The following is a 15,275-nucleotide window of genomic DNA, read 5'->3' as shown; positions in this document are numbered from 1 at the left end:
GTTCGCGATGGTCGCCACGATCGACAGTCCGATGCCACGGCTACACCGCCTGGCCGACCAGCCCGCCGATTCCGGCGGTGATTGCCATGGCCAGCGCACCCCAGAACGTGACCCGCCATGTCGCCCGCAATACATTCGCACCACCCGCCCATGCCCCGATCGCGCCGAGAACGGCGAGGAACACAAGCGAGGCGATCGACGTCACCCACACCTGTGTGCCGGCAGGCGCAAGGACCGCGGCCAGCAGTGGCATCGCCGCCCCGGCAGAGAACGTCGCCGCTGACGTCAGAGCTGCCTGGACCGGACGTGCGGTTGTCGTCTCCGAAAGCCCAAGCTCGTCCCGCGCATGCGCCTCGAGCGCATCCTTCGCCATCAGCTGATCGGCGACCTGCGCCGCAAGCTCCGGCGATAGTCCGCGCTGGACGTAGATCTGTGCGAGTTCTTCCCGCTCGAACTCGGGCTGCGTTTCCAGCTCCATGCGTTCGCGGACAAGGTCGGCCTGCTCCGTGTCTGACTGCGAGCTCACCGACACGTATTCACCCGCCGCCATTGACATGGCCCCGGCCACGAGCCCAGCGACACCCGCCACGATGATGTCGGAGGCTCCCTGCGCGGCGGAGGCAACGCCGACGATCAGGCTTGCCGTCGAAACGATGCCGTCATTTGCGCCGAGCACTGCCGCGCGTAACCATCCGATGCGCGAGACGAGGTGGTTTTCCTTGTGCTGCCTGCTCATGCTTGTCTCCCAAAGGTGCCGTCGATGCTGTCGCTGCGACAGACAGGTTTGACACAGGGTTATAGGGTCCGGATCAACTTGTGCAGCGGCTGGTTCCTGGAATTGCCGGATCTCATTGCCAGGCCACCAAGATGACGCCGTATCATGAACTGCAGGGCGAAGATTTATCATGCGTCAATTCACAGTGTTCGACGATAGGCTTCTCCGCGCATTCCCTTGCTCTGATGCGGCGCGGGGGGGGGCAGCCAATGCACTTGTCAACTCGCCCCCATGATTACTCGCCGAGCGGCTATTGCCGGGGCAGGGGGATTAGCCGTTGCAGGAGCTCGCATGGACCGCTGGAGCGTTTGAGGCTTCGATGACAGTTGCCGAATTGAAACTTCACCGTCGCAGCAGCACCATCGACACCGGTGCTGGCACGCTCGAGTATGCGATAGCGGGGCAGGGACGTCCGCTCATAATGATCAACGGCACGGGACGGCGGGTTCGACCAGGGACTTCTAATTGCGCACCAACTGCGCGAGGGCGGCTTTCAGATCATAGCGCCATCGCGCTTCGGCTATCTGTGCAGCTCCTTTCCCGACGATGCGTCCCCGGCGCGTCAGGCTGACCTGGTCGAGCTTCGCGATCAACTTGGCATCAAGCGGATTGCGGTTGGCTTGGCTCCGTCCATGGTCACCGCACCCGCTTGCCGGGCGGCGGACACTTTGGCCAGACCGGCTCGATCGCCGAGCTCTACCGCCACTACGGAATCGACTCCCGCGGCATCATCCAGGCAGCCGAAGCGCTCACCCCGGGCAAGCCGATCAGGACCTTGCGCGCGGTGTAACCGGGAGGGCAGATGGTGCCCGAGAACAGCCGGTCGCCGCTAGGCCAGTGGTATTTGCGGAACGGTTGTCGAGCGCGGGCCCGAGCCTTCCGTTGGTATGTCCGCATCCACAGCTCGCAGTTCAAGTTCGAACTGGGGCAGCATCCTCTCGATCTCACCGACGGTCGAGAGGAGTTCGTCGCGGTACTGCTCAACCGCCTTCGAGAGACTCATCGCCGACTTGAAATAGATGAGGGTGAGGCAGGCCATGATCCTGTCGCCGTGACGGATCGCCGCCGAGAGGCTTGCGGTTTCTGACCGGAAGCCATTGGCCCGATATCCGACACCAAGTTCCCGGCACCTTTTCATCACTTCATCGAGCGGTCCGTCGGCGGTCATCAACGGGCCGTTCGCGCCTTGGTTCGTTTCCAGCGCCTGAAGGATCTGATCCCGCTCACAGTCGCTCGTGAAGCTCAGATAGGCGCGGCCTCCGGCTGTATCGAGAATCGGAAGGTGAAGCCCCACCATTCCATGGTTGACGGAATAGGGGCTGAAGTCGTGCGTCGATTCGCGGATGACCATGCTGTCGTTGCTGAACGTCACCAGATCCAGCGGCCACAGGATACGCCGGCCCAGGCTCACCATTTGCGGCACAGCCGCCTGAACGATCCAGTCTGCCTGCCGGAAGCCAGAGCTCAAGGACTTTGCGTGCAGCGTAACCCGCCACAGGCCGCTTGAGCGGTCCTGGGCAACGAAGCCGAGTTCCTCAAGCGTTTCCAGTATTCGGTAGACCGTTGGCCGCGGCATCCGCGCGATCTGACCAATTTCCGCCGCTTTGAGACCAACCTTCTGATTGATGATCTGAAGAACCTGAAAGCCCTTCTTCAGGGAATTGATCTGGTTGTCCCGGGCCATCCGTCTCCTCCACTTGTCCGCAATGCGGGCATTTTCCGGGGCGACGTTGCACGGCAATCTTCGCCTTGTAAAGATCGATCCCGCTTGGGGGTAATGCAGCTCCAGGCAGGGGAGGATACATGCAGAAGATTCGCCGGTGGACCGTTTCTGCCGCCCGATTGTTTGCGCTGATCGGATTTTGCGGGCTGTTCGTGCTTGCCGTGATGACCGGCGCTGACGTGTTCCTGCGATGGCTCTTCAACAGTCCGATTGCCGGCGTCAACGATGTCAGCGCCATTGTGATGGCAGCTGTGATCGCTGCCTGTATTCCGGCGAACCTCTCCTTGAAGCAAAATCTAAAAGTGGAGATCCTGGGAGGCTTGCTCCCTGCGCGTGCCGCACGCTTTTTTGACACGCTGGCGAGCATCCTGACGCTCGTCTTCGTCGCCATCATCGCCTGGCAAATGGTGCATTACGCGGAGAGCATGCGCATCTCCGGAGAGCGGACGTGGGTGCTTGCGTTGCCGGTCTGGCCCTGGTGGGCGTTTGCGAGCGTCATGCTGATCTTCGGCGCGTTCGCCCAGCTGATCGTCACTCTTACCGACCTTCTGGCACTGCTCTCGCCACAGGCCGTCCCCGATGAGGTCGTCAACGACGACCCGTCGCTGATCTAATTCTCCGGAACGGAAATCCCATGGATCTGCTGACACTCGCGCTTGTCGGAACAGTCGTCATGCTGGGGCTGATCGCCATTCATGTGCCGATCGGCGTGGCGATGGCTCTGGTTGGAATGGTGGGCTTCGCCCAGATTGCAGGATGGGGGCCGGCGTTGTCCCTCATGGCCAGCGAACCGGCATCAACCATGGCCAACCTCGATCTGGCCGTCGTTCCCCTGTTCATGCTGATGGGCAGCCTCGCCTCAGTCGGAGGGCTCGCTACCGACATCTACGACATGGCTTCGAAGCTGGTCGGCCGCAGCCGCGGCGGGCTCGCGACGACGACGGTCGTCGCGAGCGGCGGTTTTGGGGCGGTCTGCGGTTCCGGCGTGGCGACCACCGCCACGTTCGGGCGCGTGGCGCTGCCGGAAATGATGCGCCGCGGCTACTCTCCGGACATCGCAGCGGGCGCGGTGGCCGCAGGAGGCACGCTCGGCATCATCGTTCCGCCCTCGAGCATCATGATCCTATATTGCGTGCTGACGGAAGAGTCCGTCCTCACGCTCTTCACGGCGTCCGTCATTCCCGCCATCCTGACGGTCGTATCCTACATCGTCGCGATCAGGCTCACGGTCTGGTTCAAACCCGATCTTGCGCCTCGCGGTGAGGCCGTGCCGCTGAGCGAGCGGCTGAAGGGAATTGCTGCCGGCTGGCGGCCGCTGCTACTGGCTATCGCCGTGCTTGGCGGTATCTACAGCGGCGTTTTCACCGTAAATGAAGCCGCAGCCGTCGGCGTGCTGCTGGCGTTCCTGTTCGCGCTGTTTCGGGGTGCGCTGACGGTGCGCAACTTCCTTGGTGCGCTCGCGGAAGCCAGCGCGTCCACGGCGATGATCTACATCATGATCTTTGGCGCCACCGTGTTCTCTTACTTCATCGCGGTCACCGGTGGCGCGACTTTTCTGGTGGGGGCGATCGGCAGCCTGGACGTTCCGCCGACGCTCATCATCTTTGCGTTCATCATCGTCTACATCATTCTCGGGGCGTTCTTTGATGAAGTCGCGTCCCTCGTGATCACGCTGCCATTCGTCCTGCCGGTCATCGTGCACTTCGGCTACGACCCCGTCTGGTGGGGCGTTATCAACGTGATGGTCATTGGCATCGGGATGCTGATGCCGCCGATCGGCATCAACGTGATGCTGCTCAATTCGATGTACCCGGACGTCAAGCTGGGGACGATCTACCGCGGCGTCATGCCGTTCGTTTGCGCCGATCTCGTGCGGCTGGCGATCCTCGTCCTGTTTCCTGCACTCACCCTCTGGCTGCCCGCAGTTATGCGCTAAGCGGTGTCCGCATCGCGGACAAGCTCGAGTTTCGAGCAGCCGGGAAGGGTCGTTGATTATAAAGTTGAGTCATTGGGAGGTGCTCATGAAGAGAATACTCGCGCTTGGTGTCCTTCTTGCTTCGGTGTGGAGCGGAACGACCTTTGCTGAAACACTGCGTTTTTCCAGCTTCGAGCCGCCGGCGGCCTATGTGACGTCGAAAATACTGGCTCCGTGGGCTGAGAAGGTTGCGGCCGCGTCGAAAGGCACTCTGGAAATCCAGATGTTCGCTGGCGGCACCTTGGGGCGCAGCCCCGCCCAGCAGCTGAAACTCGTCGAGGACGGCGTGGCTGATATTGCCTGGGTCATTCCGGGATATACTCCTGGCCGGTTCGATGAAGGCACCGTCGCTGAACTGCCCTTCATGGTCACCGAGTCGCACAAGGGCTCGCTCGCCATGTGGAAGATGGTCGAGGACGGGCACTTCAAGGGCGACTACGAGAAGTTCAAGCTGCTCTGCGTGTGCGTGTCCACCCCGGCCTTCATCGGCGCGACCAAGGAGATCAACGAGCCGAAGGATCTGTCGGGCCTGAAGATGCGTGCGCCCGGACCGACCCAGCTTGCCGTTCTCGAGGCGCTTGGCGCGGTTCCCATTGGCGGCATTACCGCAGCAACCCTTGCCGAGAGCATCAGCCGCGGCCTTATCAGTGGCTCGCTGATCGAGTGGAGCGCGTCCGAGACGTTCAATGCCGACGAGGTGCTGACCCACTACAACACCGCACTCCTTGGCGCGACGCCAATGCTCGTGCTGATGAACAAGGCCCGTTACGAAGCTCTGCCCGCCGAAGCGCGCGAAGCGATCGACCAGTTCTCGGGTGAGACGTTCTCAGACTACTTCGGCAAGGAGTTTGACGCCTACGTGGCGGCCGCCCGCGAGCGCATCGAAGCGAATTACAAGCCGCAGGTGGTCGAGCCGGATGAGGCGGCGGTTGAGGCGTGGAAGGCGGCGGTCGCCCCGGCAACCGAAAAGTGGATTGCGGCCCACGACAACGGCCAGGCCATCTACGACGCCTTCGGCAAGGCGCTCCAGGCCGTCGAGGGCGCCAAGTAACGTCCGGAAAAACCTTCAGAGGGACGCTGCACATGTCTATCAGCGCGCTAGGCTACATCGGAATTCGGTCCACGAAGACTGAAGACTGGGGGCAATTTGCAACCGGCATTCTCGGGATGCAGCAGGTCGACAGGGGAGGCTCGGTGAGGGCTTTTCGCATGGACGACCGCAAGCAGCGTCTGGTCGTAACCGGTGCAGGTCCCGAAGGTCTGGATTTCCTCGGGTGGGAAGTCGAATCTCCTGAGGCCCTCGATGCGATGGCGTCGCGGCTGGAGAATGCCGACATCCCGGTGAAGCTCGAAGGCTCAGGACTGGCCGACGAGCGTCACGTGAGCCGGTTGATCAGCTTCTCCGATCCAGACGGTAACTACATCGAGCTCTTCAGCGGGCCTCATGTTGATGAGGAGACGTTCCAGCCGAGCCGTCCGATCTCCGGTTTCAAGACCGGGCCGATGGGAATGGGTCATGCCGTTCTTCATACCGAGAACGTCGATCGCCTGCTCTGGTTCTACCGGGACCTGCTCGGTTTCCGCGTCTCGGACTACGGCCTGAAGCCGTATCCTCTCTACTTCTTCCATGTGAACCAGCGTCACCACAGTTTCGCGATCGTTGGTTCGGGCCGCAGGGGCCTGCACCATTTCATGGTGGAGCTGCTGTCCATGGACGACGTTGGGCAGGGGTACGACCTGGCGCTCGAAGAAAAAGGTCGTGTCGCCTACACCCTTGGGCGGCACGCCAACGACCCAATAATGAGCTTCTACGCAAACAGCCCGTCAGGCTTCTTCGTGGAGTATGGTTGGGGATCGCCGCCGATTGATCCCGAGACCTGGGTCCCTCACGAAACGACCGACGGACCCAGCCTCTGGGGCCATGATCGTCTTTACCTGCCGGAGGACGATCCCACCCGACGCCGCCTGAGGGAGATGGCTCTCGACACGGCGCGTCGTGGACGGCGTGCACCCAATCCCAATTGTGCGTGGCTGGACAGCGTCATCAATCACGAATGACGCGCACGCGCCACCACCCCCGAAATCGCAAGGCATAAAAAATGAAACTCGCATCCTATCTGCTCGCCGATGGCACGGCGTCCTATGGCATCGTCAACGAGTCCGGCATCGCCGACGCGGGGGCCGCTCTCCGCGCCAGGTACTCGACGCTTCGGGCCGTGCTGGCATCCGGCGCCCTGGGTGAGCTGGCCGCGGCCGCAAACTCGAGTTCTCCGGTTGATCCGGCCACGGTCCGTCTCCTTCCGCCGATCACCAATCCGGACAAGATCATCTGCATAGGCCTGAACTACATGGGCCATATCGCCGAGACTGGCCGGGAAAAGCCATCGCACCCTTCGATCTTCACGCGGTATCCGTCCTCGATCGTCGGCCAGAATGAACCGCTGATCTGCCCGAAGGTGTCCAGCTGGTTCGATTATGAAGGCGAACTGGCTGTCGTCATCGGCAAGGCAGGGCGCGCGATTTCGGAACAGGATGCCCTGAAGCACGTCGCAGGGTACTGCTGCTTCAACGACGGTTCGATCCGCGATTTCCAGCGCCATACCACGCAGTTCTGGGCCGGAAAGAACTTCGACCGTACCGGTTCGATGGGACCGTACCTCGTAACGACGGATGAAGTCCCTGACCCCGAAGCCCTGACGTTGGTGACGCGGCTCAACGGTCAGGAAGTCCAGAACACCTCGACGGGCGATCTGGCCTTCAAGATCCCGGAGCTGATCGCGTATCTCTCGACCATAACCGAACTGCTACCCGGCGATGTCATCGCGACCGGCACGCCGAGCGGCGTGGGATTGTTCCGCGAGCCGAAGCTTTTCATGAAAACCGGCGACACGGTTGAAGTGGAAATCACCGGTCTCGGTACTTTGACCAATCCGGTTCAAGCCGAGTCCTAAAGCAGTTCCCGGAAAAGCGGGAACCGCTTTTCCGTTCGGGACTGCAATGAACTAAGCGGACACACCCGCGCATTCATCTGAAAGTTCGCTGCCCTCACACGGTGGGGAACAGGAGAAGAGTCATGCCTAAATCTCAAGTCGATGTTGCCATTATTGGAGGGGGGCCGGTTGGTCTCACCGCAGCAAATCTTCTCGGGCAGCTAGGTATTTCATGTGCGCTGTTTGAACGCCAGCGCACCACTTCTTTCCATCCTAGGGGCCATGTCGTGAACGCCCGCGTGATGGAGATTCTCCGCACGCTCGGCCTTGAGGAGGCTGTAAACGCGGCTTCGCTGCCGGTGGAACGGCATGCAGGAATCGGCTTCGTCGTGAGCTTGGCGGGCGAGGAAATCGGGCACATTCGTACCCGTGGCGATCATGGCCCCGACGAGCGCGAAACCGCGATCAGCCCGGTGTTGAAGCGGTCGTGTCCTCAGGACATGCTGGAGCCGGTCCTTCTGTCAGGCGCACGGCGCTTCTCTTCCGTTGAACTCAACTTCGAAACTGAGGTCACAGCGATTGCGCAAGCCTCGCAAGGCGTGGAGATTTCCTGGCAGCAACCGGACGGCGCGAAGGGCGTTACGACCGCGAAGTACCTCATCGGTGCCGATGGATCACGCAGCTTCACGAGAGATGCGGTTGGCATCGAGATGACAGGCGGCTCGATGGGGCAGCAGATCGGCGTCTACTTCCACGCCGATCTTTGGAAGTACGTAGAAGACCGCCCGTATCTCCTGTGGTGGATCTACAATTCCGTTACCACGGGCGTCCTGATCTCGCTCGATGGGCTGCAGCGCTGGACCTACAACTTCCCGTATCCGGAAGGAGAAGACCGCGCGACTTACACCGTCGACCGGTGCCGCGAGATCGTCCTCGCGGCGATCGGTGCGCCGGACATACCGGTCCAAATCAAGAGCGTGATGCCGTGGCGCATGCAGGCTCGCGTCGCCAACAAGCTGCAGGTCGGCAGGGTTTTCATAGCGGGAGATGCGGCCCACCCATTGCCGCCCACCGGCGGACAGGGAATGAACACCGGTATTGCTGACGTCCACAATCTGGTCTGGAAGATTTCCCTCGTCCTGCGCGGCGTTGCGCCGGAATCTCTTCTGGAAAGCTATGAGGGAGAGCGCCTGCCGGTTGCCACCTTCAACGTCCAGCAAAGCGCCCGGAACGCGAAAAAGATGGCAGATGCGGGACTTTCCGGGATCCTCGCACTGGATCCCGAGGTCAGCTCCATCATCGACAAGCCCGAGGGGTATGAGGTGCGCCAGCGTCTCGCCGCGGCTATCCCCGCCCAGCGCGCGCATTTTGATTATCCGGGGCAGACCTTCGGCTACGCCTACAGCTCCCGCCTCGTAGTGCCGGACGGGAGCCCTGAAGTTCCCTTCGATGTCGAAACCTATACGCCGTCAGCGCGGCCGGGCCAGCGCGCACCACATGCGTGGTTCAGCCGAAGCGGTGAACGCGTCTCGACGATCGACCTGTTCTCCTATGACGGTTTCACCCTGGTCTGCGCCGACGCCGGTTCCAGGTGGATCAACCCGTTCCGCGTTGCCTGTGAGCGCCTTGGAGTGAAGGGGAACATCGTAGCTCCGGGACATGACGATCTTGTTGCCGAGGACCCGGAATGGATCGAGCTCTACGGCATCGGCCGCGAGGGCGCTGTCCTGGTGCGGCCGGACGGGCACGTTGCCTGGCGCTCTGCATCCGGCGGTGAAGCCGCAGAGATCCAAGCCGCGCTGCTGAGCGCGGTCGGACATGCAGATAGCAGCTTCGTCGACCATGAGCGGAAGTGCGCCAATGTCCACTAAGCAGACGGTCATCAAGATCACCGGCGCGGGCGATCCGTCGGTGCTGCAAGCGGCGTCAGCGCCGATCCCAATGCCGAAGCCCGGGGAAGTGTTGATCCGCGTCTCGTCTGCGGGCGTCAACCGCCATGACTGCAACCAGCGCGCGTCAGGTACCATCCATGACGGCAATCCGGTGCCAGGTCTTGAAGTATCCGGCACCGTCGTCGAAACTGCCGACAGCTCGCACTTCCGCCCCGGGGACCGGGTGATGGCTCTTGTGCAGGGTGGCGGCTATGGCGAATACGTCGTCGCCGCGACTTCACTGACCTTTGCTGTGCCGGACCTGCTGGACGACGATGAGGCCGCGGCGCTGCCTGAGGCGCTTTTCACGAGCTGGTGGAATTTCTTCGGGCTCATGCAGCTTCAGAAGAACGAATTCGCGCTGGTTCATGGCGGCACCAGCGGCGTCGGGCACATCGCGCTGCAAATGCTGTCGGCACTCGGCTTCCGCGTCGTCGCAACCTGCGGCACGGATGAGAAGGTCGCAGCCGCACTCGGTTACGGCGCGCATTTTGCGCTCCGTTATGACGACCCGGATCTCGCTTCAAAGGTCCGTCATGCGACGGGCAATCAAGGCATCGGTGCGCTGCTCGACATGTCGGCAGGAGCCCATTTCGAGCAGGATCTCGAGATGATGGCTCCGGACGGAAGGATCGCGCATTTGTCCGGCGGCGGCGGAAAGCTTCTCCAGGTCCCTCTTCAGAAGATCATGGCCAAGCGGATCAGATTGACAGGTTCGCTTTTGCGCCCGTTGCCGCTGCCGATGAAGGAGACTGTTGCCTCTGAGATCAGAGAGCGGGTTTGGCCGCTCCTTGGGAAGGAAATCCGGCCCACCATTTCCTCGAGATTCCCGCTTCGCGACACCGCCAAAGCGCACGAGGAAATGGAGAGAAACAGGCACATTGGCAAAATCGTACTAACGGTGCGGGAGGACTAATCGAGAATGTACACGCTTTACTATGCTCCTGCGGCCTGTTCGGTCGGCATGCACTTCCTGCTGGAGGAAATGGGCGTTCCGTACCGCGCGGTACGCATCAATATCCGGGAGGGGGAGCAGTTTTCTCCCGAGTTCGTCAGCAAGAATCCCAAGTCCAAGGTACCGGTGCTCGAGCGCGAGGATGGCACTGTGATCACCGAATTTCCGGCGATCGCCTACTGGCTGGCCAAGGCGCACCCTGACAAGAACCTCCTGCCCGAGGATATCGAGGGCCAGACGCGGGTCCTCGAAATCATCGACTTCGCCGTCAGCACCATTCACATGCAAGGGTTCAGCCGCATCTTCCGCCCCGCCAAGTTCACGGCGCGCGAGGAGGATCATCCGCTCGTTCAGCAGACCGGCAGGGAAATCGTCCAGAAAGCCTTCGAGCGGATCTCGGCGACCATTGGTGATGGCAAGTTTGCCTATGGCGATCGGCTTACCATAGCTGACGCTGCCTTGTTCTACGTGCTCTTCTGGGCATGCGAGCGCGTCAAGCTCGACGTTCCGCAGAACTGCGCGGCCTATTTTGCCCGCCTGCGGACGCGCCCCGCCGCCGAACACATTCTTCAGGTCGAGGGGCTCACCTGAGGCAAGGATGCGCGGCAACTGACAGACCCAACCGGTTCGTGAGAGCGATGACGCGAAAATATCCTGAGAAGGTTTCCGTGGTGGTCGTCGGTGCCGGGCCTACCGGACTTACGACCGCGAATTTGCTTGCCCGCTATGGCGTGGACGCGATCGTCCTTGAAAAGCAGCCGCGGCCCATGGGGCTGCCGCGTGCGATCGTTTTGGACGATGAAGGGGCTCGCACCCTTCAGGTCTTCGGCCTCGACAAGACCTACGTGAAGGAGGCCGTCGTCGGCGTCGGGTCGCGCTACTACGATGACGCGGGTCGCTGCTTTGCACAGACGGGGTCGGGCATGGAAACCTACGGGTTTCCAAAGCGCCACTTCATCTTCCAGCCGGAGCTGGAGGAAGCCCTGGCTGAAGCGCTGGCAAGTGCCGCGCCCGGCTCGCTCTATTTCGCCTCAGAGGTCGTTGAAACCACATCGAACTTCATCGGGGCGGAAGTGCGGGTCCGGGATGCGGAGGGAGAACTGCACTCGATCGCCTGCGAGTGGGTGCTGGCTTGTGACGGCGGCAAGAGCCCGACCCGCGAGCGGCTGGGCATCGCGATGAGCGGCAGCACCTACGATCAGGACTGGATCGTCGTCGACATGACGAACGATCCAGATGACAGCCGCTATTCCAAATTCTTCTGCAGCGGACGTCGGCCCGCTGTCAGTGTCCCGGCTCCGCGCACAGGGCGCCGCTACGAGTTCATGCTGCTGCCCGGCGAAACGCGCGAAGAGGTTCTGCAGTCGTCGTTCCTCGCGAAACTTTTGGAAGGGCACCGATCCTTCAACGAAGCCGATGTCATCCGGAAAACCGTCTACACCTTCCATGCGAGGATGGCGGATCGCCTGCGTGGCGGCAGGGTGGTGCTCTTGGGCGACGCTGCGCACCTGACGCCTCCCTTTGCCGGTCAGGGTATGAATGCCGGGCTGCGCGACGCTCACAACGTCGCCTGGAAGGTCGCCGCTTGCGTCAGGGGCGGCGCCAGCGACGCGATATTGGACAGCTACGAAGCCGAACGCCGCAAGCCGGCATGGGACATGATCCAGATCGCCGTGGCGATGGGGAAATTCGTGATGCCCGCGGGGGAGGATGAAATCCGCTTCCGGGACACACTTCTTGAGGCGCTCGAGCCGTTCCCCATGGTTCGCGACTACCTGATCCAGATGCGCTTCAAGCCCCGGCCGCGCTATCAGACCGGCCTGTTCCTTGATCTTGACCGCCAGGAATTGGAAGCATCGCTTGTCGGCGAAATGCTTCCTCAGCCGAAACTGGCGAGGCCGGAGGCCGAACCTGTTCAGCTGGACAGCCTCCTGGGCCCGGGGTTCAGCCTTGTCAGCCAGAATGTGACCGCCAGAGAGGCGCTGAACGCGCTCAGAGCGCAGGACTATCTGGGACTGCCGTTGCAGCGCGTGCACCTCGACGAACACGACACCCCGGACCGGGCGGATCCGATCTTCCGCCCGCTCAGGACGCACCGCGACCAGGTGCTGCTTGTGCGTCCGGACCGGTACTGCGCTGCCGCCATCTGGCCTGAACGCTTGCATGACGACCTGCAGCGCTACAGGTCGTCGTTCGGGGCCGTCCGGGCGCCGGAAGAGCTTCAGCAGGTCGGGGAGCAGTGATTTGGCTCTGGACGCGGATACATTTGAGCAGCTCCTCGATCAGGTGGCGCGCTTCGTCCGGGAGAAACTGCGGCCGCGCGAGGAAGAGGTTGCGCTGAGTGATGCGATTCCCGCGGACATCGTTTCGGATATGCGCCAGCTCGGCCTGTTCGGCCTGGCAATCCCGGAAGAGTTCGGCGGACTCGGCCTCAACGTTTCGGAAGAGGTTCAGGTGCTGTTCCGGCTGGGCCAGACGTCCCCGGCATTCCGCTCCGTGATCGGGACCAACAACGGCATCGGGTCCCAGGGGATCATCTTCGACGGCACGGCTGAACAGAAGCAGCGCTACCTTCCCAGGATGGCCTCCGGCGAACTCATCGGTTCCTTCGCGCTGACGGAGCCCGAGGCAGGGTCCGATGCTGGATCACTCCGCACGTCCGCACGCCGCGACGGTGACTCCTTCGTCATCAACGGGACGAAGCGCTTCATCACGAACGCCCCGCAGGCGGGCGTGTTCACAGTCTTTGCTCGGACCGATCCGAATACGAGCACTGCTTCGGGCGTCAGCGCCTTCCTGGTGGACGCTGATCTGCCGGAGATCACGCTTGGCAAGAAGGACCGCAAGATGGGGCAGCAGGGAGCCCATACCTGCGATGTGATCTTCGAGGACGTTCGCGTTCCCGTCGACGCGATCATCGGCGGCGAGAAGAACATCGGGAAGGGTTTTGCGACCGCGATGAAGGTGCTTGATCGCGGACGGCTTACGATCAGTGCCGTCTGCGTCGGTGTTGCGGAACGTCTCATCGGCGACAGCCTCAACTACGCGATCGAACGCAAGCAGTTCGGTCAGCCTATCGCAGAGTTCCAGCTGGTCCAGGCGATGCTGGCCGACATGCGGACAGAGTGCTTCGCCGCGCGCTGCATGATCGAAGAAACCGCACGCCGCTTCGACGCGGGGCAGCCCATTGCGACGGAAGCTGCGTGCTGCAAGATGTTTGCGTCCGAGATGGTCGGCCGCGTCGCCGACAAGGCCGTGCAGATTCACGGCGGTGCAGGATACGTAGCGGACTCCGGCATCAAGCGGTTCTATCGTGATGTGCGTCTGTTCCGGATCTACGAAGGGACAACGCAGATCCAGCAGCTTGTCATCGCCCGGAACATGGTCCGTGACGCCAGGCGTACCGCGGGCGCTTAGCGGAAACGCCCCGTTCCTTGATGGCAAGCGGACATGTTTGACTATTACTGGTGCAAATAACAATTTTGCCGTTGGCATCAGTCGATGCAAGCACGAGCGAGGCCTACAAGGTCGCCTGGGATGCAACACAGGTTTGGGTTGAGACGGCTCGCTGAAGATCACAGCCGATGGAAAAACGCGCTGTTGAGAAGACCGCGAGAGTGAGTCTTTTGGCAGTCCAGTGCGTCGCATGTCGCAAACGCTAACAAGCGGACTTGCCTCTGAGGCTAGGCCTCGGAAGGAGCGTTCCGGTAATCCCGCCTTCCGCAATCCCTGGAGCCAGAGATCAAGCATCCAGGCATGACGGAAGCGGCTGCCGCGGGCCGCTGCAAGTGAATAGTCCGGCTGACGGGCGAGCAGGTCGCGCATCACCTCGATCGCCTCTTCCGCACGGCCCATGTGAGCCAATGCAGCAGCCAGATAGCGCCAGGCAATATTGTCTTCCGGCACTTGGCAGAGGATGCACCGGGTGGCCTGTGCGGTCATATCGAAACGCCACGCGAAGAAATGTGAGGTGGCGATGCCGAGCAACGGGAAGTAGCTGCGCGTATCGACCGGGCTCAGCCTGCGTGCCGCTTCAAACTGCTCGATCGCGCGGTCGCTTTCGCCAGCGTAGGTGTAGACCCAGCCGCAATAGGAACGGACGGCGTGCGAGTTGGGATGCAGCTGGAGCGCTCGCGCGGCAAGGTCCATCGACTGATCGAATTCGCCGGCAAACATCGCATAGGCCCAAGCGGCGGTCGCCAGGGTGGTCGGGTTATTAGGATCGGCGACAACCGCCCGCCTGGCCAGAGCGCAAGATTCGGCGAAGGCTGCTTCGCGATCCGCTTTCCAGCCGTTTAGTGCCATGCGGCCAATGCAGTCTGCGAGCGCAGCGAGAGCGTCCGAATAGGTGCCGTCTTGCTCGATGGCTGCACGAAGCAGGGTCTCTGCCTCGTCAAATTCGGCCTTCGTGTAGCGGTAGAGCAGCGGGAGTGCACGAAGGTAAAGATCATACGCGCCGAGATTTTTGGTCGGCTTTCGTTCGGCGCGACCGATCTCGGCATGTCGCACGTTGGGCTCGACCGCAGCCACCACCTCAGCCGTAAGCTGGTCCTCGAGCGAAAAAATGTCGTCGGCAGATCCTTCTGCGTGCCCAGCCCAAAGTTGATGGGCCGTTTCGGCATCCACCAGGCGGGCAGTCAGACGGATACGCTGTCGATCCCGACGCACAGCGCCTTCAACCACGTACCGGACACCCACCTCGCGTGCGAAGCTGCGCAGGTCCCCAGGCCAGTCGCGGTAGGTGAAGGCAGACCCCTTAGAGCGGTTTTCGACCGTTTTGAATCGCGTGGGGATTCCCGCCGGGCGTGATTTCTGATTAAGAATCCGTGCTGGTGAAGGAGGCCAGCATGGATGGCTCAACCTCTTTCGATGGATTTGCGTTCACGGCTTTTGGCGGCGGTTGATGGCGGGTTGAGCTGCCGTGCTGCTGCGATCCGGTTTGGTGTTGCGCCTTCGACGGCGATCCGTTGGCATGCGCAGCGGCGC

15 protein-coding genes and 1 pseudogene are annotated in these 15,275 nt (G+C 61.9%); 13 read left to right on the top strand and 3 right to left on the bottom strand.

Features of this window, described 5'->3' with window-relative positions; genetic code table 11:
• Positions 1-40: 40 nt before the first annotated feature.
• A complete protein-coding gene (locus tag L610_RS16160; RefSeq protein ID WP_144706338.1) occupies positions 41-736 on the bottom strand; it encodes a VIT family protein in 696 nt (231 codons plus the stop codon).
• A gap of 500 nt (positions 737-1,236) precedes the next feature.
• A complete protein-coding gene (locus L610_RS20755) occupies positions 1,237-1,368 on the bottom strand; it encodes a hypothetical protein (protein ID WP_256366559.1) in 132 nt (43 codons plus the stop codon).
• Positions 1,369-1,424: 56 nt separating this feature from the next.
• On the opposite strand from L610_RS20755, the gene L610_RS20260 reads away from it, so the two are divergent.
• Positions 1,425-1,565 (top strand): hypothetical protein, encoded by a 141-nt coding sequence (locus L610_RS20260; RefSeq protein WP_186441553.1) that lies wholly within the window; start codon positions 1,425-1,427, stop codon positions 1,563-1,565.
• Positions 1,566-1,604: 39 nt separating this feature from the next.
• On the opposite strand, the gene L610_RS16155 is transcribed toward L610_RS20260, so the two are convergent.
• On the bottom strand, positions 1,605-2,459 hold the full coding sequence (locus L610_RS16155; RefSeq protein ID WP_144706336.1) for a helix-turn-helix domain-containing protein: 855 nt from the start codon (positions 2,457-2,459) through the stop codon (positions 1,605-1,607).
• Positions 2,460-2,578: 119 nt separating this feature from the next.
• Here L610_RS16155 and L610_RS16150 point away from each other — a divergent pair, with 119 nt between their 5' ends.
• The 12 genes and pseudogenes from L610_RS16150 to L610_RS16095 all read left to right on the top strand — a co-directional run.
• Positions 2,579-3,112 (top strand): TRAP transporter small permease, encoded by a 534-nt coding sequence (locus L610_RS16150; protein WP_144706334.1) that lies wholly within the window; start codon positions 2,579-2,581, stop codon positions 3,110-3,112.
• Between the two features lie 20 nt (positions 3,113-3,132).
• Positions 3,133-4,434, top strand: a complete 1,302-nt coding sequence (locus tag L610_RS16145) for a TRAP transporter large permease (protein WP_144706332.1) — start codon at positions 3,133-3,135, stop codon at positions 4,432-4,434.
• Between the two features lie 85 nt (positions 4,435-4,519).
• A complete protein-coding gene (locus L610_RS16140) occupies positions 4,520-5,524 on the top strand; it encodes a TRAP transporter substrate-binding protein (protein WP_144706330.1) in 1,005 nt (334 codons plus the stop codon).
• Between the two features lie 32 nt (positions 5,525-5,556).
• A complete protein-coding gene (locus L610_RS16135; protein ID WP_144706328.1) occupies positions 5,557-6,531 on the top strand; it encodes a VOC family protein in 975 nt (324 codons plus the stop codon).
• Positions 6,532-6,572: 41 nt separating this feature from the next.
• Positions 6,573-7,424, top strand: a complete 852-nt coding sequence (locus tag L610_RS16130) for a fumarylacetoacetate hydrolase family protein (protein ID WP_144706326.1) — start codon at positions 6,573-6,575, stop codon at positions 7,422-7,424.
• A 122-nt stretch (positions 7,425-7,546) separates the two neighbouring features.
• Complete coding sequence (locus tag L610_RS16125; RefSeq protein WP_144706324.1) at positions 7,547-9,274, top strand: FAD-dependent monooxygenase; 1,728 nt, start codon at positions 7,547-7,549, stop codon at positions 9,272-9,274.
• A complete protein-coding gene (locus tag L610_RS16120) occupies positions 9,264-10,250 on the top strand; it encodes an NAD(P)H-quinone oxidoreductase (RefSeq protein ID WP_144706322.1) in 987 nt (328 codons plus the stop codon). Before L610_RS16125 ends, L610_RS16120 begins: the two co-directional genes overlap by 11 nt.
• Before the next feature lie 6 nt (positions 10,251-10,256).
• Complete coding sequence (locus tag L610_RS16115) at positions 10,257-10,880, top strand: glutathione S-transferase family protein (protein ID WP_144706320.1); 624 nt, start codon at positions 10,257-10,259, stop codon at positions 10,878-10,880.
• Between the two features lie 47 nt (positions 10,881-10,927).
• The gene (locus L610_RS16110) at positions 10,928-12,532 is read left to right on the top strand and encodes a bifunctional 3-(3-hydroxy-phenyl)propionate/3-hydroxycinnamic acid hydroxylase (RefSeq protein WP_144706318.1); all 1,605 of its coding nucleotides are present in this window, start codon (positions 10,928-10,930) and stop codon (positions 12,530-12,532) included.
• 1 nt (position 12,533) lies between these two features.
• Positions 12,534-13,706 carry an acyl-CoA dehydrogenase family protein gene (locus tag L610_RS16105; RefSeq protein ID WP_144706316.1) on the top strand — a complete coding sequence of 391 codons (1,173 nt, stop codon included), beginning with the start codon at positions 12,534-12,536 and terminating at the stop codon, positions 13,704-13,706.
• Between the two features lie 939 nt (positions 13,707-14,645).
• Positions 14,646-15,098: a hypothetical protein gene (locus tag L610_RS16100; RefSeq protein WP_144706314.1), complete on the top strand. Its 453-nt coding sequence runs from the start codon at positions 14,646-14,648 to the stop codon at positions 15,096-15,098.
• A gap of 42 nt (positions 15,099-15,140) precedes the next feature.
• Positions 15,141-15,275: pseudogene (locus tag L610_RS16095) on the top strand (IS630 family transposase); the annotation flags it as partial.

The organism is Aminobacter sp. J44 (genome assembly GCF_007829415.1).
Lineage (GTDB): Bacteria > Pseudomonadota > Alphaproteobacteria > Rhizobiales > Rhizobiaceae > Aerobium.
Note: the sequence above shows the minus strand (reverse complement) of the source record. Positions and strands in the feature narration are given on the sequence as shown.

Excerpts from the sequence above, each read along its gene's own strand:
- L610_RS16135 (WP_144706328.1), top strand. The coding sequence starts at position 5,557 with ATGTCTATCAGCGCGCTAGGCTACATCGGAATTCGGTCCACGAAGACT.
- L610_RS16115 (WP_144706320.1), top strand. The coding sequence starts at position 10,257 with ATGTACACGCTTTACTATGCTCCTGCGGCCTGTTCGGTCGGCATGCAC.
- L610_RS16130 (WP_144706326.1), top strand. The coding sequence starts at position 6,573 with ATGAAACTCGCATCCTATCTGCTCGCCGATGGCACGGCGTCCTATGGC.
- L610_RS16145 (WP_144706332.1), top strand. The coding sequence starts at position 3,133 with ATGGATCTGCTGACACTCGCGCTTGTCGGAACAGTCGTCATGCTGGGG.
- L610_RS16160 (WP_144706338.1), bottom strand. The coding sequence starts at position 736 with ATGAGCAGGCAGCACAAGGAAAACCACCTCGTCTCGCGCATCGGATGG.
- L610_RS16155 (WP_144706336.1), bottom strand. The coding sequence starts at position 2,459 with ATGGCCCGGGACAACCAGATCAATTCCCTGAAGAAGGGCTTTCAGGTT.
- L610_RS16125 (WP_144706324.1), top strand. The coding sequence starts at position 7,547 with ATGCCTAAATCTCAAGTCGATGTTGCCATTATTGGAGGGGGGCCGGTT.
- L610_RS16150 (WP_144706334.1), top strand. The coding sequence starts at position 2,579 with ATGCAGAAGATTCGCCGGTGGACCGTTTCTGCCGCCCGATTGTTTGCG.
- L610_RS16110 (WP_144706318.1), top strand. The coding sequence starts at position 10,928 with ATGACGCGAAAATATCCTGAGAAGGTTTCCGTGGTGGTCGTCGGTGCC.
- L610_RS16140 (WP_144706330.1), top strand. The coding sequence starts at position 4,520 with ATGAAGAGAATACTCGCGCTTGGTGTCCTTCTTGCTTCGGTGTGGAGC.
- L610_RS16120 (WP_144706322.1), top strand. The coding sequence starts at position 9,264 with ATGTCCACTAAGCAGACGGTCATCAAGATCACCGGCGCGGGCGATCCG.